Origin of the sequence: Spongiactinospora rosea (genome assembly GCF_003315795.1) — a bacterium.
GTDB classification, from domain to species: domain Bacteria; phylum Actinomycetota; class Actinomycetes; order Streptosporangiales; family Streptosporangiaceae; genus Spongiactinospora; species Spongiactinospora rosea.
This window is the reverse complement of sequence record NZ_QMEY01000012.1, coordinates 223060-241041: the sequence shown is the minus strand read 5'-3', so window position 1 is coordinate 241041 and position 17982 is coordinate 223060. Positions and strand designations below refer to the sequence as shown.

Annotated in this window: 23 protein-coding genes and 1 tRNA gene; 13 read left to right on the top strand and 11 right to left on the bottom strand. The window is 70.5% G+C overall.

Annotated features, from left to right (window positions below; translation table 11 throughout):
- The first annotated feature begins 302 nt into the window (after nt 1-302).
- The 3 genes from DP939_RS45550 (at nt 303) to DP939_RS26120 (ending at nt 2129) form a co-directional block, all read left to right on the top strand.
- The gene (locus DP939_RS45550) at nt 303-461 is read left to right on the top strand and encodes a transposase (RefSeq protein WP_147268139.1); all 159 of its coding nucleotides are present in this window, start codon (nt 303-305) and stop codon (nt 459-461) included.
- A gap of 271 nt (nt 462-732) precedes the next feature.
- Entirely contained in the window at nt 733-1320 is a 588-nt protein-coding gene (locus DP939_RS46320) for a transposase (protein ID WP_404828609.1), read from the top strand.
- A complete protein-coding gene (locus DP939_RS26120) occupies nt 1272-2129 on the top strand; it encodes an acyl-CoA thioester hydrolase/BAAT C-terminal domain-containing protein (RefSeq protein WP_113983404.1) in 858 nt (285 codons plus the stop codon). Before DP939_RS46320 ends, DP939_RS26120 begins: the two co-directional genes overlap by 49 nt.
- A gap of 409 nt (nt 2130-2538) precedes the next feature.
- On the opposite strand, the gene DP939_RS45545 is transcribed toward DP939_RS26120, so the two are convergent.
- Nucleotides 2539-2892 (bottom strand): hypothetical protein, encoded by a 354-nt coding sequence (locus DP939_RS45545; protein WP_147268138.1) that lies wholly within the window; start codon nt 2890-2892, stop codon nt 2539-2541.
- Nucleotides 2893-2956: 64 nt separating this feature from the next.
- Here DP939_RS45545 and DP939_RS26110 point away from each other — a divergent pair, with 64 nt between their 5' ends.
- Entirely contained in the window at nt 2957-3517 is a 561-nt protein-coding gene (locus DP939_RS26110) for a PadR family transcriptional regulator (RefSeq protein ID WP_113983403.1), read from the top strand.
- 11 nt (nt 3518-3528) lie between these two features.
- A complete protein-coding gene (locus tag DP939_RS26105; protein WP_113983402.1) occupies nt 3529-4239 on the top strand; it encodes a VOC family protein in 711 nt (236 codons plus the stop codon).
- On the opposite strand, the gene DP939_RS47120 is transcribed toward DP939_RS26105, so the two are convergent.
- From DP939_RS47120 to DP939_RS26090, 4 genes are all read right to left on the bottom strand, one after another.
- A complete protein-coding gene (locus DP939_RS47120) occupies nt 4236-4715 on the bottom strand; it encodes a hypothetical protein (protein ID WP_199565417.1) in 480 nt (159 codons plus the stop codon). The genes DP939_RS26105 and DP939_RS47120 overlap by 4 nt on opposite strands.
- A gap of 25 nt (nt 4716-4740) precedes the next feature.
- Nucleotides 4741-4914, bottom strand: a complete 174-nt coding sequence (locus DP939_RS47115; RefSeq protein ID WP_199565416.1) for a hypothetical protein — start codon at nt 4912-4914, stop codon at nt 4741-4743.
- A 357-nt stretch (nt 4915-5271) separates the two neighbouring features.
- Entirely contained in the window at nt 5272-5676 is a 405-nt protein-coding gene (locus tag DP939_RS26095) for a pyridoxamine 5'-phosphate oxidase family protein (RefSeq protein WP_113983401.1), read from the bottom strand.
- Nucleotides 5673-6365 carry an NAD(P)-dependent oxidoreductase gene (locus tag DP939_RS26090; protein ID WP_113983400.1) on the bottom strand — a complete coding sequence of 231 codons (693 nt, stop codon included), beginning with the start codon at nt 6363-6365 and terminating at the stop codon, nt 5673-5675. Before DP939_RS26090 ends, DP939_RS26095 begins: the two co-directional genes overlap by 4 nt.
- Before the next feature lie 76 nt (nt 6366-6441).
- Between DP939_RS26090 and DP939_RS26085 the strand changes: the two genes are divergently transcribed.
- Nucleotides 6442-7065, top strand: a complete 624-nt coding sequence (locus tag DP939_RS26085; RefSeq protein ID WP_113983432.1) for a TetR/AcrR family transcriptional regulator — start codon at nt 6442-6444, stop codon at nt 7063-7065.
- Between the two features lie 6 nt (nt 7066-7071).
- Here the strand turns inward: DP939_RS26085 and DP939_RS26080 are convergent, their stop codons facing one another.
- Nucleotides 7072-7443 (bottom strand): hypothetical protein, encoded by a 372-nt coding sequence (locus DP939_RS26080; RefSeq protein WP_113983399.1) that lies wholly within the window; start codon nt 7441-7443, stop codon nt 7072-7074.
- 273 nt (nt 7444-7716) lie between these two features.
- Nucleotides 7717-9303 carry a polyprenyl synthetase family protein gene (locus DP939_RS47110; RefSeq protein WP_199565415.1) on the bottom strand — a complete coding sequence of 529 codons (1587 nt, stop codon included), beginning with the start codon at nt 9301-9303 and terminating at the stop codon, nt 7717-7719.
- A gap of 193 nt (nt 9304-9496) precedes the next feature.
- Here DP939_RS47110 and DP939_RS26070 point away from each other — a divergent pair.
- Nucleotides 9497-9569 (top strand) — tRNA-Glu (locus tag DP939_RS26070).
- A gap of 165 nt (nt 9570-9734) precedes the next feature.
- Nucleotides 9735-10694 carry a TlpA disulfide reductase family protein gene (locus DP939_RS26065; RefSeq protein WP_113983430.1) on the top strand — a complete coding sequence of 320 codons (960 nt, stop codon included), beginning with the start codon at nt 9735-9737 and terminating at the stop codon, nt 10692-10694.
- A gap of 134 nt (nt 10695-10828) precedes the next feature.
- On the opposite strand, the gene DP939_RS26060 is transcribed toward DP939_RS26065, so the two are convergent.
- Together DP939_RS26060 and DP939_RS26055 are read right to left on the bottom strand one after the other, a co-directional pair.
- Nucleotides 10829-12562 (bottom strand): hypothetical protein, encoded by a 1734-nt coding sequence (locus DP939_RS26060; protein WP_113983398.1) that lies wholly within the window; start codon nt 12560-12562, stop codon nt 10829-10831.
- Between the two features lie 108 nt (nt 12563-12670).
- Complete coding sequence (locus DP939_RS26055; protein WP_113983397.1) at nt 12671-13387, bottom strand: IclR family transcriptional regulator; 717 nt, start codon at nt 13385-13387, stop codon at nt 12671-12673.
- Nucleotides 13388-13447: 60 nt separating this feature from the next.
- On the opposite strand from DP939_RS26055, the gene leuC reads away from it, so the two are divergent.
- From leuC to DP939_RS26035, 4 genes are all read left to right on the top strand, one after another.
- Nucleotides 13448-14833 (top strand): 3-isopropylmalate dehydratase large subunit, encoded by a 1386-nt coding sequence (gene leuC, locus DP939_RS26050; RefSeq protein ID WP_113983396.1) that lies wholly within the window; start codon nt 13448-13450, stop codon nt 14831-14833.
- Nucleotides 14834-14869: 36 nt separating this feature from the next.
- Complete coding sequence (gene leuD / locus DP939_RS26045; protein ID WP_113983395.1) at nt 14870-15457, top strand: 3-isopropylmalate dehydratase small subunit; 588 nt, start codon at nt 14870-14872, stop codon at nt 15455-15457.
- Between the two features lie 76 nt (nt 15458-15533).
- The gene (locus tag DP939_RS26040) at nt 15534-15800 is read left to right on the top strand and encodes an SCO5555 family protein (protein ID WP_199565414.1); all 267 of its coding nucleotides are present in this window, start codon (nt 15534-15536) and stop codon (nt 15798-15800) included.
- Nucleotides 15801-15898: 98 nt separating this feature from the next.
- Entirely contained in the window at nt 15899-16198 is a 300-nt protein-coding gene (locus tag DP939_RS26035) for an HU family DNA-binding protein (protein ID WP_111166006.1), read from the top strand.
- Between the two features lie 72 nt (nt 16199-16270).
- Here DP939_RS26035 and DP939_RS26030 read toward each other — a convergent pair whose 3' ends face one another.
- Together DP939_RS26030 and cofC are read right to left on the bottom strand one after the other, a co-directional pair.
- Entirely contained in the window at nt 16271-16474 is a 204-nt protein-coding gene (locus tag DP939_RS26030) for a hypothetical protein (protein ID WP_113983394.1), read from the bottom strand.
- Between the two features lie 10 nt (nt 16475-16484).
- Nucleotides 16485-17144 (bottom strand): 2-phospho-L-lactate guanylyltransferase, encoded by a 660-nt coding sequence (cofC, locus tag DP939_RS26025; RefSeq protein WP_225878499.1) that lies wholly within the window; start codon nt 17142-17144, stop codon nt 16485-16487.
- A 93-nt stretch (nt 17145-17237) separates the two neighbouring features.
- Between cofC and DP939_RS26020 the strand changes: the two genes are divergently transcribed.
- Nucleotides 17238-17978, top strand: coding sequence for a lysophospholipid acyltransferase family protein (locus DP939_RS26020; RefSeq protein WP_113983392.1), 741 nt, complete (start codon nt 17238-17240; stop codon nt 17976-17978).
- The last annotated feature ends 4 nt before the right edge of the window (nt 17979-17982 follow it).

The following is a 17982-nucleotide window of genomic DNA, read 5'->3' as shown; positions in this document are numbered from 1 at the left end:
GGAACGGTCGATCGGGGAGGTGGCTCGGACTTCGACCTGATCGGGATCTCGGTGCGGCAATGGGTGCGCGGGGTCGAGATCGATGCGGGTGTGCCGCGTGGGCTGGCGGTGGGCTGGCGGTGGGCTGGCGGTGGGCGGTGGGCGGTGGGCGGTGGTGGTGTTGGCTTGCTCCGGCTTGACGGACACCTCAGATCAGGGGAGTTCGCCCCCAGGAGGATGTCCATGATGGAGAACATGGCGAAGAAGAAACCGCGTGTGCGGCGGTCGTTCACACCGGAGTTCAGGGCGGAGATCGTCGAGTTGTGCCGGCGGGGGGCCGGTCGATCAGCGAGGTCGCCAAGGATTTCGATCTGACCGAGACCTCGGTGCGGCAATGGGTGCGCCAGGCCGAGGTCGACGCGGGTGAGCGGGACGGGCTGGTCGGCGGTGTTGCGCCGGGAGAGCCGGTGGCTGCGGGATGACGTCGACATTCTCACTCGGGCGACGACAGGCCCGGTGAGCGTGGATCCGTTCATCGAGGCGGAGAAGCAGGGCGGTCACAGCGTCAAGCGGGTGTGTGAGCTACTGGAAGTCTCCCCGTGCTGCCTACTATGCGCATCGTGATGCCGCCCGGGGGTCACGTGCGGTCCGTGGCGCCGAGGTGTACGCGCGTTCGCGGGGCAGTCACGGCGTGCGTCGGGTGTAGGTCACCTTGTGCATGGGGGATCGAACTGACCGGCGCGGTGCCGGCCGCTGGACCGGTGCCCTCATCGTCCTGGCCATGGCAGCACCTACGCCGCGCTTGCTCAGGGACGCATCAATACCGAGGCCATGCGGGATCTGCCGGCCGCCCAGCACACCACGACCGCACCCGTCTCCGCTATCGACGTCAACTGTCGGCCGCGCTGCGACGCGGAATGCTCACCCGGCCGCGGCTACAACTACCACCCCACCCGTCACTCGGCAGGAAAACCGATCATCGCCAGGTGGGCGTTCTCCTGGCTGGCTGGAGAGAGCACGAACTCCTGGACCCGACCGTTGGGCGTGCAACGTGTACCACCGGGGACCAGCGTCGATGCCGTCGCAGCCGAGCAGATCCACGCCGTGCTCACCCGCCTGCCGCGTTGCCGCACTCCGATGCCTTTGTTCGTCTTCGATGGCGGGTACGACGCGGTCCGTCTGGCGCTCACCGTCGCCTACCTCGTCACGCCCTTCGGCACGATCGGCCCGATTTACTCAAGGCGTCAAGTCGGCACCCGTGCTGACGTCCCAACTTTGGATAGGAAGTATGGGTGGAGATCACCGAATGCAGCCTTGCCACGCCTTACGAAGGGATCATGATCACGCCCAGGGGCGGCGGAGACGTCGGTGTCCTTGTTCTGGCCGGCTCCAGCGGGCGCATCGAGATCGAGAGGTCGCGCCTGTTGGCCCGGCAGGGGGCCGTCGCGTTGTCGATCCGCTGGTTCGGCGGCCCAGGGCAACCGGCGGGAATCTGTGAGATCCCGCTGGAGACCTTCACCACCGCTGTGGATTTGCTTCTGGATGCAGGGGTACGGCGCGTCGGCGTTGTCGGGGTCTCCAAAGGCGCCGAAGCCGCGCTGCTCATCGCCGGGCTCGACCCCCGTATCGATGCGGTGGTCGCGTTGTCGCCCACCTCGCTCGTCTGGGCGAACATCGGACCGGGCGTCGATGGACGCGTTCACCCGTACCGGTCCTCGTGGACTTGGCGGGGCGAGCCCGTGCCGTTCGTCCCCTATGACGACACCTGGGCTCCGGCAGAGCCGGTAGGTTCCCCCGTGGCCTATCGCACGCTCTACGAACGCAGCCGTACGAAATTCGCCCGAGCAGCGGAAGCGGCGATGATTCCCGTCCAGCGAGCGACCGCCGATCTCCTGCTCGTAGCGGGCGCGGATGACCGGATGTGGCCCTCGTCCTCCTTTGCCGAAGAACTGGCCGCCCGCCGCTCGGCGGTGGGTCGTCCGGCTCGTATAGTCAGCAGCTCGGATGCGGGTCACCGCCCTCGTCTGCCCGGGGAACCGCCTGCTCCGGCTTCGGCACGCCATCTGTATGGGGGATCACCGAGCGCGGACGCCGCCTTGGGGGCGGCGGCATGGCCCCATATCCTCCAGGTTCTTCAGATCACGCCGTGATTTCCCATGCGCTGAGGGTACGCGGCGAACTCGCGATAGACCTTGCGTTCCTGCAAGCAGTGGTACGGGCATCCGGTTGAAGGTGTTGCGTAGCGCGCTGGAGTGCCGGTCACCGTCGGTACGTCGGTGGTCGTAGTGCGCCCGGGGCCCGGCGCGCGCAGGGAGGCGAAGGCCCAGACGTAGTCGGCAGCGGCCAAGCGCTGGTTCTTCCCTTTGCGGTGGTGAACGACCGGACTGCTGCCGGAGGCGCGGGTGATCGGCGCCGAGCCTGGCGTGCTTGACGGTGGAGCCGCCGTCGGTCGGCAGGGTCACATTCCAGACGAAGCTGCTGGACCCGGTGCCGCCCGGGGCGGTGGCGCCGCCGGTGATCGTCCAACTGCCGGTGGCGGTGACCTGACCGACGTCGGAGTCATCGCCGAGCACCACATCCAGATTCAGCGGCGGTGGGTCCATTCCGGCACACGCCGGCTGGTGCCGCCCGCGGAGGTGACGTGCGCTTGGTCTGCAGCCCGAGAGTGTTGTAGTCGTAGGCGGTCTTGATGCCCCCACGGGTCGTGGGGGTCTTGGACCAGCCGTTGTCCCAGTACGACGTCCTTCGCGAGACCGCGTCGTACCCGTACTGGATGAAGTCGGTCGCACCCTCGGCCTCGGGCGTTTCCACTCCACGCGGTGTGACCACCCTTGTCCGGATCCGGATGTCGGCCTCGTCGTAGGCGACCGTATTGCCTTCCCGGACGGCGGCCGCTGCGCCGATTTTCTCCACGGTGGTGCGGTAGGCTGCTGGTGGCAGCTAGCCAAATTTGGCTAGTGGAGATCGGGAGGGTTCGATGAAGCCGGTACGGCTGCTGGTCCTGGGTGCGCTGCGCAGGCGCGGGCGCGCCCATGGCTACCAGGTCCGCGCGGATTTGGAGTCGTGGGGCGCGCACGAGTGGTCGACCGCGACCTCGGGCTCGGTCTATCACGCGCTCAAGAGCATGGCCGGTCAGGGCCTGCTGGTGACGCACGAGACGGTCGCCTCCGAGGCCGGGGGGCCGCCGCGGATCGAGTACGAGCTGACCGAGCAGGGCGAGCGGGAGTACCTCGCCCTGCTGGGCCAGGCGCTGGCCGACCGCGAGCCGAGCCTGGACGTACTGGGCGCCGCTATCGGCCTCATCGAGGACCTTTCCCGGGAGCGGGCCCTGGAGTTGCTGCGCCAGCGGGCCCGCGCCATGCGCGAGTGGCGCGCGAGCATCACCGCGTACCTGCCCGAGGGCACGGATCTGGCGACCTGGGGCCCGGTCGGCGAGGTGCTGTCCCTGTGGCTGAGCACCGCCGACGCCGGCGCCCAGTGGACCGACCGGATGATCCGCCGCCTGGAAGAGGGTGCGTTCACCATGGCCGACGAATAGGAGTCCCCCAGATGGCCAACGAGATCGCCATACCGCTGCTTCCCTGCCGCTCCATCGACGAGATGGCCGACTTCTACACGATGCTCGGTTTCCACCGGATCTACTACCAGGTCCGGCCGAACCCGTACGTGCTGCTCAAGCGCGAGGATCTCCAACTGGGCTTCTTCGGCATGCCGGAGGCGTTCAAGCCTGAAGACTCCTACGGGACCTGCGTGATCGTCGTGCCGGACACCGGAGAGCTGTTCGAGGCGTTCGCCGCGGGCATGCGCGCGGCGCATGGCAAGCTCCTGGTCTCCGGCATCCCCCGGATGACCCGGCCGCGCAGGCGGAAGAACGACGGCAACCGCTCCGGCTTCGCCGTCATCGACCCCGGCGGCAACTGGATCCGCTTCATGACCGCCCGCCCCCTGCCGGAGGAGGAGGCCACGAGCAGGCTCACCACCTCGCTGAACCGGGCGGTCGTGATGGGCGACTCCCACGGCAAGCACGAGCGGGCGGCCGAGGTCCTGGACGGTGCCCTGGAGCGGGACAAGGACACCGCGTCGGCGGCCGAGCTGCTGGAGGCGCTGGTCTACCGGGCCGAGCTCGCCATCCGCGCCAAGGACCACGCCGCCGCCGGGCACGCCCTGGCCCGAGCGCGCGCCCTCACTCTGACCGAGGCGGAACGCGAGCGGCTCGCCCAGCCCCTGGCGGCCATCGACGATCTGGAGGCCGCACTTTAAAGCCTGTTCGACTGCCTGGGGACGCCAGTGCGTGGCGGTGGGCCCAGGCGTTGATCGCGGCGGCCAGTTCTTCCGGGCGGTCCTCCGGGGAGTGGTGGCCGGCAAGGCCGTGCCGGGAGACCTCCAGGCCCGCGATGTTCTCCTCGCACCAGGTCACGGCCTTCTGGTCGGGTCATCGCGCCTGGGCCCGGCTCGAACGCGGTGAGCAGTTTGGGGACCTCGGGGCTGGTGGCCGGCCAGGCGTCGTAGTGCTCGACGCGGGCCACGACGTCGGCGGGCTCGGCGTCCAGTGGCATCATGCGCGCCCAGGCCGGCATCGGACGGCGGCTCTGCGGGGTCGGGAATGGCCGGCGGTAGACGTCCAGGTCGGCGGGGACGAGCGGCGTGGCGAGGGTGTCCGGAAGTTTCTCGATGAACAGCGACTTCTCCAGGATCATCGCCTCGCCCACCCCGGGAGTGCGCAGGAGGGTGAACAACTCCCGCCCGGCCGCCGGGAACCCGTCACCGGCCGGCGGCTTCAGGCAGGCGGGCGGCGCGGTCGAAGGCGAGTGCGTCGCCCCAGTCCTGGCCGATCAGCACGGCCTCGGCAAGCCCGAGGGCATCGAACCAGGCGTCCGGGTAGCGGACGTGATCGTCGAAGGAGCAGGCGATGTCCGGTTTACCGCACCGGCCCATTCGATGAGGTCGGGGGCGAGCAGGCGCCTGCCGGGCGCGGCCGCCTCCGGCAGGACGTTTCGCCACAGATGGGAGGAAGTGGGGTTGCCATGGAGGAAGACGAACGACAGCCCGCCGGGTCACCGCAATCGCGGTGGTAGAGGGAACCCTTTTTCACCCTCAGGTTCGCTGGTCAGAGGCGGTAGGCGAGATGCCGTATCCGCATGACCAGGCGTCCTGCCAGGGCGCCAGGCCCGGTCCGAGCCCGGCGGAGGCACCCCCGACCTGGTCCGAGCGACCGGTTGAAAAGGTTCAGGGTGCTGTCGAGGATCGGGAGGGTGGGCATCGCGGTGTCACTTCGCTTTCCGTACGGGGGATTCAGAGGTTGAGCCTCAGCGCGCGGTCGATGGTGATCTCGATGACGACCAGGTCAGGCGGGGCGGGCGGGATCTCGTGGTAGCGGTCGGCGTAGCGGCGGACCGCCTCGGCCAAGCGCGCGGCGTCGTCGGTCACGGCGGCCCCGCCTTCGAGGGTGACCCAGCGGAAGCCGTCCGTCTGGCAGAGCGCGACACGGGCCGCCAGGCCGCCCGCTGACACGTTCCGGACCTTGCGGGCCCCCGCCCGGGTGTTCACCCGGGCCAGGCCGGTGGCCGCGTCGAAGGTGAAGCGGACGGGGGTGACGTGCGGGGTGCCGTCGGGGCGGAGGGTGGTGAGGGTGGCCGTGCGGGGGGCGTTGAGGAACGCCCGTACACCGGCCGGCAGTCCGGCGGTCGCCCGGCTCACTTCTTCTTCACGCCCTCGTTCCAGAGCAACCTGGCCATGTTCGGCCGCACGGCCGTGGTGATGACGCCCATGGCCGTGCGGACGTACCGCCGTTCCTCCAGCTCGCGCAGCATGCTCGCGGCCAGGTCGGTACGGGCGGTGAAGAGGCCGTCGGCGCTGGTCTCGGCGGTGTGGAAGTCCGTGACGACGGGGTGCTCGAAGAGGCCCGAGGGCCGGACGAGGGTCCAGTCGAGGTCTGTCCGACGGACCGTCGCCTCCATACGGCGCATGTCCGCGTGGACGGTGCGGCCGAGCCGCCTGTTCACCAGCGGGTCCAGCACGTGGTTGAAGAAGTGCGCGCCGCTGGGGCGCCAGTCCGGGTCGGCGACGCTGGAGCTGACGGCGAGCAGCCGTCCGACGCCCTGGCGGGCCATGGCCTTGGTGATGGCCGTGGCGCTCACCGAGTACGTGGTGACGGTCTCCTTGCCGAACGGCACGCCCAGCACGGACAGTACGGCCTCCGTCCCGCCGATCGCGGCGGCGACGGCCGCGGGGTCGGTGGCGTCGCCGACGACGACGGCAAGGCCGGGCCGCTCGGCGACGGAGCCGGCGCGGCGGGTCACGGCGACGACCTCGTGGCCCGCCGCGAGGGCCTGGTCGGTGAGGAGGCGGCCGGTCGGCCCGCTCGCGCCGAAGACTGCGATTCGCATCGTTTCGGGTCGTCCCTTCGTGGGGTTCTGGAACGCCCTTGACCATGCCGTGCGCGAAACGCCAGGCTCAATGTCGATGAATAACGCCGCCCGTACCCCTGCCCGCGGCCGAGGCCGCCCTCGCGGCAACCCGCCGACCCGCGAGTCGATCATCTCGGCGGCCCGTGCGCTGTTCCTGGAACGCGGCTACCGGCGCACCACCCTGCGCGCGGTGGCCGCGGCCGCCGGGGTCGATCCGGCGCTGATCGCGTACCACTTCGGCTCGAAGAAGGGCCTGTTCGCGGACGTGATGCAGGTCCAGTGTGCCAACGCGCTGGCGGTGGAGGAGGTTCTCGGCGGCGACCCGGCCACCCTTCCCGGCCGCTTGATCGACGCGTTGACGGGTCTGTGGGAGGACGCCGGCTTCCGTCGGCTCGCCGACCAAGGCGAGGTGGTCTCCGCAGTGCTCCGCGAATACCTGGAACACGAGCTGCTGGGCCGGCTTGTTGAATTTCTCGGCGGCCGGGATGCGACCGCCCGTGCCACGGCCGTGGTGACGATCCTCGGCGGCCTCATCTACACCCGCTACCTCAACCCCCTCCCCACCCCCGCCGGCCTCACCCCTGCCGAGGCCCGCCACATCCTCACTCCGGCGCTGCGCGCGGCACTGGCCCCGAGGCCGCCCACCGTGGCGGCCGCCGGTTACATGCTCCGCCCGTGAATCGCGTCAGCAGACGCCGAGGCAGTCCATCTCACCGAGTTCCTTGCCGTCGAAGGCGAATGCGAGCCTGCCGCGGACCACGCCCTTAGCGGCGTCGACGGAGGTCACGTCGCCTTTCACGGACGCCTTTCTGCCGTCCTCCGTCTGACCCGAGCAATCGACCCGGTGGTCACCCCCGGACGACGGCTCCGCCACACAGTCGAGTACGTCTTTGAGTTCGACGCCGGCGGCCTCCTGGATGGCGTCCTGCCCCAGGACGCTCAACAGGCCCTCTATCGTGCCTTGCCGCACGCTGTCCTGCATGGCCTCCTGGAAAGTGGAACAGCCGGTGAGGGCCAGTAAGACGCCCAGACTGGCGAGAACCATTCGCATGCTCATGGTTCCTGATCATGGTGGATCGGTTCCTCGAAGCGGTAACGGCGGCGGTGGGAGGGGGCGGCCGGCCGATGCGCGGGATGTGCTCCTTGCGGCGCTTGATGCGCTGGGTGGGACCGCGGCCGTTCGCGGTCGCTCTGAGCGCATGCGCTCGGCGATGCCGGTGGGGTTCGTCGTCGGAACGCGGCGGGGGATGAACAAGTGGCTGAGGGCGATTCTTTCCTCGGATATCTCGGTGGGCCGGTATTGGTTTGTGGGGAGTCCTTTGTTTTCGGATCAGCGGGTGACCATGGTGGCGGTCCAGTTGACGTAGGCGGCCGGGAGGGCGGCGAGGGAGTCGGCGATGTCGCCGCGGGGGAGGTCGGGGATCACGGTCTCGGCGGCCAGCCGGCGGCATCGTTCGATCGTCTGGTCGATCACGCCGCTGTGGCGGAGTGTCCGTAGCGCGTGGTCGGCCTCGGCTTCGGTGAGACGGCGGCCGAGTAGGGCGCGTACGTCACCGAGGCTCGGGTCCTGCAGGGCCCACAGCAGCGGGAGGCTGTAGACGCCGTGCCTGAGGTCGTTGCCCGCGGGCTTGCCCAGGATGGCGGGGTCGCCGGCGAGGTCGAGCAGGTCGTCGAGGATCTGGAAGATCACGCCGAACCGCTCGCCGTACATCGCCAGCCGTACGCGCTGTTCGGGGGACGCGTGTGTGCACTGGGCGGCGACCAGGCAGCTCGTGCGGAACAGCGAGGCGGTCTTGCCGGTGATGGACCGCATGGCGTCCTCGATGGACCGTGCGGGGTCGAACAGGCTCACGGTCTCCTGGTACTGGCCCTCGGCCAGTTCGACGACGGTGGCGGCGAGGGTCTCCGCGACCGGGCGGGACACTGCGGTGAGCGCGGCGAGCCCGGCTCTGGCGAGCATGAAGTCGCCGATCACGAGTGCGCGGGGGTCGCCCAGTTCGGCGTTGAGGGTGCGGGTTCCGCGGCGTTCGGCTGCTTGGTCCATGAGGTCGTCGTGGACCAGGGAACCGGCGTGGATCATTTCGACGCAGGCCGCTCCGGTCACCAGACGCCTGGTCATGGAACCGCCGAGGGCGAGCCCGGTCGCCAGGGTGAGGGCCGGTCGTAGTCGTTTGCCGCCCGCGGAGGTGATCCTGGCGGCGGCCTTGTTGATCGCGGGGATTCTGGAGGAGTTGCTGAGCCGCCGGATGGTCGCTTCGACCCGGCGCAGGCCATCGCTGATGGCGGGGTGAGCGATGAGGGTTCCGGCGGGCGCGTCGGCTGGGGTACCGCTGGATGGCTGCTGGTTCGACGTTGGCGGTGCGGTGACCTGGAGGGGGGTGGGAGGGGAGTTCCGTGTGCCGGTGTGCGTCCGTGTGGGCGTTGTGGGGCTCGTGGCCGGAGCGGTCGCTGGGGTGGGTGTGCGGGCTTGTGACCTGGCGAGGTGGGTGGCGGGGCCGGTGCGTGTGTCCGGCCGTGTAGCGGAGGTGGTCGTGGACGGGCGGGCGGCTGTCCCGGCCCATGGTGGGCGGGGTGGGCCGGGCCGCGGTGGCGTGGTGGTGTACGCCGAGGTGGGGGCGGTGGGACGTGGTGGGACGGTCCGTTGGGGCGCGCCGGCCTTGGGGGCGGCGGTTTGCGGGCCGGCGTACGGGGGTGTGGGGTGAGCAGGGTCTGTCGGTCCGGTCCGCTGTGGGCTTGGGTGGGAGGTGGTGGGAGTGATCGGCCGGGGGCCTGGTCCGCGGGCGGTTGTGGTGGTCCACGGTGGCGTTGGTGCGGCGCCGGCGGGGTCGGTGGGGGCGGACGTACTTCCTGTGGTGTCCGCTGCCGGGGGTTGGGGTTTGGCCTGTCGGGCGGTGGCCGGGGTGACATTCGCTGTCATGCCTCCCACGGTGCATGGCAGGTGCTGAGCGTTGGCTGAGACCCGCTGAGCCCGTTCTCAGCTCTGCGTCAAGGGCTCGCCGACCGCCCGGGCGGTAAGCGTTTTGCCCACCACTTTGGGTGCGGTAGAGTTACAGCCGTCGCCGGGGAGATCCGGCGGAGGAAGGGCCCTGAAAAGCCCTTCCGGTCTGTAAGGTCCCGTCGTCTAGTGGCCTAGGACGCCGCCCTCTCAAGGCGGTAACGCCGGTTCGAATCCGGTCGGGACTACACGTTAGGCAACAACCCCTTGGGAGTACCCAAGGGGTTTTTTCGTGTTCCGCCCCACTGTCACTTGACTGGAGAGCAGTGCTATCCAACTATTGGAGAGTGACGCTATCCAATAACATCACCTTGCTTGCCGACGGACGAGAAGAGCTGATCGACGATCTCGTGATGCCGTCGGGGAGGCCGGTTCTCGGCTGGGAGCGCAAGCCGCACGGCTGGTGCCGTGGTGACGCCTGCATTCCGGCCTTCCGGGCCGCCGCCGCGGAGTCGCCGCCCGCCGCCGGTACGGCCGGGCCCAGGATCGACCTCGTCGCGTTCGCGCACCTGCTCGGCCGTCAGGCCGTCGTGGACCTGGAGGAAGGCGTGGTGGCCGTCGGCGAGCCGGCCGGGCTGTCCGTGGACGAGGCCCCTGACTTCACGCTCGGCGACGGCTTCACGCTGTCCGGCCTTCGGGGCACGAAGGTCGCGCTGGTCTTCTGGGCGTCCTGGTGCGGGTGCCGGTACGACCTGGCGGCCTGGGACGACCTGCACCGCGAGCTTCGGGAGTACGGCTTCGGCGTGGTCAGCGTGTCGCTGGACCGCCGCGCCGAGGACGCCGAGCCCTGGACGAAGGACCTCGCCCACACCACGCTCGTGGACACGGAGGGCCGCGTGGCGGAGCTGTACAACGTGATCAATGTCCCGACCGTGGTGTGGATCGACGAGGACGGCCGGATCGCCCGTCCGCAGGACACCATGACCGCCACGGACACGTTCCGGTCGATGAACGGCCTGTCCTCGGAGGCCGCCACGGCGGCGCTGCGCCGGTGGGTGCGTACGGGGGAGAGCGGCCTGAGCGGGCAGGCCGTACGCGAGCACCTGCGCACGCCCACCGACGACGAACGGCTGGCCCGGCTGCACGGCCGGATCGCGGCCTGGCTGTTTCACCGGGGCCGTACGGCGGCGGCCGGCCGGCACCTGGCGAAGGCCGCCGAACTCGCGCCCCACGACCTGTCGATCCGGCGCGGGCTCATGCCGCTCGCGGGGGTGGATCCGTTCGGGGACGAGTACTTCCGGCTGAGGGAGGAGTTGGAGCGGGCGGGCACCTCGATCTACCGGCCGCTGCCCGACTGGCATGGCGCGGACTGAGGGGCCATGTGTCGACTCAGGCCCCCAAAGGGTTTGCCCGGTCGAACCGTGCTTTGGGGGGTTGCGCGCGATCGCGCTGAGGCGTCGCCGGGGCCCGAAGGCTGGGGGGTGGAGGATTCGGGTCCTGGCGGGGGTCAGTTGGCGGAGGAGCGGGCCTTGAAGAGGGCGCGTTTGGCGGCTTTGCCGACCTGGCGGTCGGGGTGGGCCTGGCCGATGGCTTCGAGCAGCTCTTCTAGGTGCGGGTGGCGGACCTTCCAGATCACGTCGAGCAGGTTGGACAGGTCGGCGGCCGGGCCGATGTCGTGCAGGCTGCTGACGAACTCCTGGCGGCCGAGGCCCGCCGAGATCGTCCACATGTCGAGGATCAGCCAGTGGGTGTCGGCCTGGGTGGGCTCGGGCGCGTCGTCCACGCCGAGCTGGGTGAGGTGCGTGGCGGCGTACGGTCGCAGCGAGGAGATCTTCAGGGCCTCCTGCCAGGCGGCGACCGCGTCGTCGCCGAGCGACCCCACCATGCTCGCCGCCTGTACGCGGACCAGCGCGTCGGCGTCGTCTTCCGCGGCGGCCAGCAGCAGCTCCCTGGCCGCCTGGCCGGGCTCGCGCAGCGCCATCCACGCCGCGAACTCGGCGTCGGCCTCCTCCTCGGGCAGCTCGGCGCTGAACGACAGCAGGTCCAGGGCGGTCATGGCGTCGATCGAGGGGCGGGCGTCCACCTCGATGTCGGCGTCGTCGACCAGGTGGATCACGCCCTCGAAGCCGAGCGGCGTGAGCCGGATCTCGTCGCCCTTTACGGTGATCAGGCCGTAGCCGCGCAGCCACTCGACCACGGTGGCCAGCGCGTCGCCGTACTGTTCGGTGGCCGCGGCCCAGGCGTCGGCGCCCAGGTCGTCGAGGTCGGCCACCGCCTCCTCCAGCTCGGCGCGCAGCTCGCCCAGGTCACGGGAGCCCTGGGCGACCAGCAGTCGCACGAGCGCGGCCCTGGTGAGCCCGGAGAGCGTGAGCGTCAGCTCCTCGTCGTCCAGCTCGGGATCGCCGTAGTCGACCGACTGCAGGCCCAGGAGCCAGACGTCGAGCACGTCTTCGTCGTCGTCGAATGGCCAGGCGGCGGTGTCGTCGTCCACCCCCACCGTGTCGTCGCCCTGCGGCAGCAGGAACTCCAGGTCGACCGCGAGGTTCCAGATGTTCCACAGGGCGGGGACGCGCTGGGCCAGCGAGATCTCGCCGTCGGCGGCGGGCGGCGGCTCCGGCAGGCCGACGGCCCGCAGCGCCTCCATGATCTCCGCGTCGCCGAGCAGGCTCTCGTCGCCGATCTTGCGTGACGGCCCGACCCAGATCGCGAGGTCGCGGGTCGTCGTGAGCAGCGGCACCTGGCGCGCCGCGGCGGCCAGCTCGACGTCGGGGCGCAGCCGGATGGTGGGCAGCGCGCCGATCGCGTCGGCGAACGGCTCGAAGTCGCCCAGGCTCTCGGCCTCGTCGTCGTCTTCGCCGTCGTAGTCGACGTCGTCCATCGCCTCCAGGAAGTCGTCCTCCAGCTCGTCCAGCTCGTCGAGGAGCGTGTCGAGCTTGTCGGAGCCGTCGGCCAGCTTGCCCGTCTCGGACAGGAACGTGAGGTACGCCCGGACGGCGGGGATCATCCCCTCGGCCGCCTCCTGCGGGTCCTCGATGACCTGAGGCATGCGGTCGAGCAGCACGGTGCGAAGGTCGGTGCGCCTCCACCTGCCGATATGGGGGGACGCCGCCAGCCGGTGCCAGAGCACCGCGGGCCCCACCAGATCGGGATCGCTGTCGGGCGCATGCTCAGGCGCCCACAGGATGAACTCTTGGAGCAGGGGACGCAGCTCAGCGGCGGCTGCCTCGATGCGATCTGTCACTCGCCCAGGCTAGTCGGCCGGAAGGGCGCTCGCCTCCCCATATCCGTTGGTCGATGCCGGGAATTGCGTATTGCTTGTGACACGCGGGAGCAGAGGGCGTCCGTGGGCTCAGTTGGCCCGGCGCATGGCCTCGGTGATCCGTTCGGCGGCGGCGACGACGGGGGCGGCGTGCAGGCGGCCGGGAGTACGGGTCAGGCGTTCGATCGGGCCGGACACCGACACCGCGGCGATCACCTTGCCGCCGGCGCCGCGCACCGCGGCCGACACGCTGGCGACGCCCTGTTCGCGTTCGCCGACGCTGTGCGCCCAGCCGCGCCTGCGCACGCTCGCCAAGGTCGCGGCGGTGAACTTCGCGCCGCGCAGCCCGCGGTGCAGGCGGTCCGGCTCCTCCCAGGCAAGCAGTATCTGGGCGGCCGACCCGGCGGTCATCGGCAGCGCGGTGCCGACCGGTACCGTGTCACGCAGCCCGCTGGCCCGCTCGGCCGCCGCGACGCAGACCCGCTCATCGCCTTGACGCCGGTACAGTTGGGCGCTCTCCCCGGTGAGGTCGCGCAATTGCGTGAGCACGGGGGAGGCCACGGCCAGCAGCCGATCCTCGCCGGCGGCGGTGGACAACTCGGAAAGCCGCGGGCCGAGCACGAAACGTCCCTGCGTGTCGCGGGCGACGATGCGGTGGTGCTCCAGGGCGACGGCGAGCCGGTGGGCGGTGGGCCGGGCGAGCCCGGTGGCCTGCACGAGCTGTGCCAGCGAAGCCGGCCCCGCTTCCAGGGCATTGAGCACGAGAACCGCCTTGTCCAGTACGCCGACTCCGCTAGAGTTGTCCATAAGCCGATACTGCAGTCTCGCGATATGAGAAAGCAAGTCAGAAAAGTGGGAGGCGAGCCAATGGGCCGCACACTGGCCGAGAAGGTCTGGGAGCAGCACGTAGTGCGTCGTGCCGAGGGAGAGCCGGACCTGCTCTACATCGACCTGCACCTCATCCACGAGGTGACCAGCCCGCAGGCGTTCGACGGCCTGCGCATGGCCGGCCGCAAGGTGCGCAGGCCGGAGCTGACCATCGCCACCGAGGACCACAACGTGCCGACCGTCCTCGGGCCGATCAGCGACCCCGTCTCCCGCACCCAGGTCGAGACGCTGCGCAAGAACTGCGCGGAGTTCGGCGTCAGGCTGCACCCGATGGGCGACGCCGGTCAGGGCGTGGTCCACATCATCGGGCCGCAGTTCGGGCTGACCCAGCCGGGCATGACGATCGTGTGCGGCGACTCGCACACCTCCACGCACGGCGCGTTCGGCGGCATCGCCTTCGGCATCGGCACCTCCGAGGTCGAGCACGTGCTGGCCACCCAGACGCTGCCGTCGTACCGGCCCAAGACCATGGCCATCGAGGTCAGTGGCGAGCTGCCGGTCGGCGTGACCGCCAAGGACCTGATCCTGGCCATCATCGCCAAGATCGGTACCGGCGGCGGCCAGGGTCACATCGTGGAATACCGCGGCGAGGCCATCCGCAAGCTCTCCATGGAGGGGCGGATGACGATCTGCAACATGTCCATCGAGGCGGGCGCGCGGGCCGGCATGATCGCGCCGGACGAGACCACCTTCGCCTACCTCAAGGGCCGCGCGCACGCTCCCTCGGGGGCCGCGTGGGACGCCGCGGTCGAGTACTGGCGCTCGCTGCGCACCGACGACGACGCCGTCTTCGACAAGGTCGTGGAGATCGACGCGAGCACGCTCACGCCGTTCGTGACCTGGGGCACCAACCCGGGGCAGGGCGCGCCGCTGGACGCGGCGGTGCCGTCGCCGGAGTCGTTCGACGACCCGATCGCCCGGTCCGCGGCCGAGCGCGCGCTCGAGTACATGGACCTCAAGGCGGGCACCCCGCTGCGGGAGATCGCGGTGGACACCGTCTTCGTCGGCTCCTGCACCAACGGCCGGATCGAGGACCTGCGGGCGGCGGCCGACATCCTGCGCGGGCGTCAGGTGGTCACCCGTACGCTGATCGTTCCCGGCTCCATGCAGGTCAAGAAGGCCGCCGAGGAGGAGGGCCTGCACGAGGTGTTCAAGGCCGCGGGCGCGGAGTGGCGCGAGGCGGGGTGTTCCATGTGCCTGGGGATGAACCCGGACACGCTGTCCCCGGGCGAGCGCAGCGCCTCCACCTCCAACCGCAACTTCGAGGGCAGGCAGGGCAAGGGCGGACGCACGCACCTGGTGTCGCCCGCCGTGGCCGCCGCGACGGCCGTGACCGGCCGCCTGACCGCCCCCGCCGACCTCTGACGACCCCGGCCCAGCACCCTAAGGAACCGACCGACCATGGACGCATTCACCACCCACACCGGCCGCGCGGTGCCGCTGCGCCGCAGCAACGTCGACACCGACCAGATCATCCCGGCCGTCTGGCTGAAGCAGGTCAGCCGCACCGGCTTTGAGCAGGGCCTGTTCTCCGCCTGGCGCGAGGATCCCGCCTTCGTGCTCAACGACCCGGCCTACCAGGGTGCCTCGATCCTGGTGTCCGGCCCCGACTTCGGCACCGGCTCCTCGCGCGAGCACGCCGTGTGGGCGCTTCAGCAGTACGGCTTCCGCGCGGTGATCTCCGCCAGGTTCGGCGACATCTTCCGCTCCAACTCCACCAAGATGGGCCTGCTGCCGGTGGTCCTGCCGGGCGACACCGTCGAGGCCATCCAGGCCGCGGTGGAGGCCGACCCGTCCCTCGAATTCACCGTTGACCTGGGCGAACGCGAGGTCCGGTGGGGCGGCGAGAAGGCCGCCTTCGAGATCGACGACTACACCCGCTGGCGGCTCCTCGAGGGCCTGGACGACATCGGCCTGACCCTGCGCGCGGCCGACGCCATCACGGAGTACGAGAATGGTCGGCAGCGATGGCTGCCGACGACCGCCTGAGAGCTCCTGGCTCTCGGTCTGGGCGAGCAGAGCGAGAGCCGCGAAGCAGGGGGTGTGTGAGGTGCCCGGTGCACCTGTGCAGGAAGAGCGGTTGGCTCAAGTGTTGCGGGAGGCGCATCGGCGGGTGCGGGCGCTTTCTGGGGCGGTGGAGGGGCGGGAGCGGTTGGCGCGGCGTCTGGTGGCGATCTGTGACGCCGCCAAGCGGGACCTCGGCAGCGCCGCCGCCCGCCTTTCGGTGTTCCTCGATGATCTTGCCGCGCTCGAATCCGGCAGGGACCCGGACACCCTGCCGGAGCAGGGCTCCGACACGCCGAGTAGGCGAAACATGCCGCTCGGTGATTGAGTCCTGGGCCACCTTCCCCTAATTTCAAGCGGGAAGGGGTTTGGTGAACCGTTGCCTGGTGTGCTGGAACCCCGTGCCGTTACAGGGGGAGCAACCTAATGAACAAGCGGGAACTCGTCGACGCCATCGCGGATCGGGTCGGCGACAAGAAGACCGCCAACGAGGCGGTGAATGCCGTCCTGGACGCTATTCAGAAAGCGGTCGCGGGCGGGGACAAGGTCTCGATCACCGGATTCGGCGCCTTCGAGATGGTGCACAAGCCGGCTCGTACCGCGCGCAACCCTTCGACCGGTGCGCCGATCAAGGTGGCCGAGAGCTGGGCGCCGCGATTCCGTCCGGGGGCGGACTTCAAGGAGCAGGTCAACGCCGGGGGCAAGAAGTCGGCGAAACGGAAGTAAGCGCTTCACCTGTCCGGGCGCTCGGGGCGATCCACGCCTCGGGCGCTCGCGCCTTTCCGGCCCCGGTCAGGCTCAGTCGGGCAGCGGGAAGGTGGACAGCGTGATGACGGCGATCTCGCCGTCGGCCACCTTGATGTTGACCCGCTGCCCGGAGCGCAGCAGCCGCAGCGGCCCCGCGTCGAAGGCCCTGGTGCCGAAGGTCAGCACGCTGCCGTCGTCGAGGAAGACCGTCCCGGAGCGGGTCTGCTGGTCGAATGTACGTACCGTCGCCTGCACGCCCCTCAGCCTAGGCCGTTCCACCGGAGTCGCCCAGGATGAGCCTGGCCACCTCCGCGGTACGCGGGCCGACGCCCAGGGCGACCGCCTCGGCGAGGTCGGCGGGGGTGTCGACGTCCCGGCGTACCGAGGGGATGTCGTCCCGGTCGAGCTCTTTCGCGCCGCGCCCGAGGTGCCTGGCGCGTGACTCGCCGCCGAAGCCGGGGGTGAACGGCACGCCGGGCTTGGTGCCGTAGAAGGTGGTGCCGATCCCTGCCGCGTCGGGGACGAAGGCCATGTCGAAGTCGGCCGCGGCGGCGAGCGCCAGGTCGAGTTCGGTGGGGCGCAGGGCGGGCAGGTCGGCCTGGAGCGCGCCGACCGCGTCGCCGGGCGCCAGGCGTACGGCTTCGGCGGCCCCGAAGCGCAGCGCGGCGTTGAGGCCCGACTGCGGATCGTCCACCACGTGGCCGCCCACCTCGGCCAGCGCTTCCGCGGCCTGCGGATCACCGGTGACCACGACGACCCGCGCCACGCGCGGGCAGCGTAGTGCGGCCGAAACCGTGTCACAGGCGATCGCGACGGCGAGCGCCGTCCGGTGGGGTCCGGCCGCCCTGGTCAGCCGGGTTTTGGCGGCCACCAGCGTCTTCACCGGCACCACGAGGGACCAGGCGGAACTTTGCGATGCGCGCATACCCTTAAGCATCGCGCCTCGACACCGGACGCGGGCAACCGGGAGACTCACGGCGCACACCACCGCCGTGGACAGGTCGAACTGGAGGGACCGATGAGCCGCAGGGACCGGCCTTCGCGCTTTTGGGAATCCGTGGCCGTGGTGTTGCTGAAGCCCCCCATGCTGCTGCTGACCAAGCGCGACTGGCGCGGCGGCGAGAACGTGCCGCGGACCGGCGGGGTGATCATCGCGGCCAACCACCTGTCCTGGACCGACCCGATGCTGCTCGGCCACTTCCTGTACGAGAGCGGCCGCTGGCCGGTGTACCTGGCCAAGTCCGGGCTGTTCCGGGTCCCGGTGCTCGGCAAGATCATCGCCTGGCTGCGCACGATCCCCGTCTACCGGGGCAGTTCGGAGGCCGCGCGCTCGCTGAGCGCCGCCGAGCGGGGGATCGAGGGCGGCGCGAGCGTGATCTTCTACCCGGAGGGCACCTGCACCCGCGACCCCGGCCTGTGGCCGATGAGCGGCAAGACCGGGGTGGCCAGGCTCGCGCTGGCCACGGGCGCGCCGGTGATCCCGGTCGCGCACTGGGGGGCGCAGGAGCTGTTGCCGTACGGCAGCAAGCGGCCCCGGTTCTTCCCGCGCAAGACGTTCCACTTGAAGGTGGGCCCGCCGGTGGACCTGTCCCGGTACGCCGGGCGGGCCCCGGACGGCGACGCGCTGCGCGAGGCGACCGCCGACATCATCGCGGCGATCACGGCGCAGCTCGCCGACATCCGGGGGGAGGAGCCGCCGCCCGTCCCCTTCGACCGGAACACCCCCGAGGGCGCCCAGGGCAAGCGCTCCGACGACTGATCAC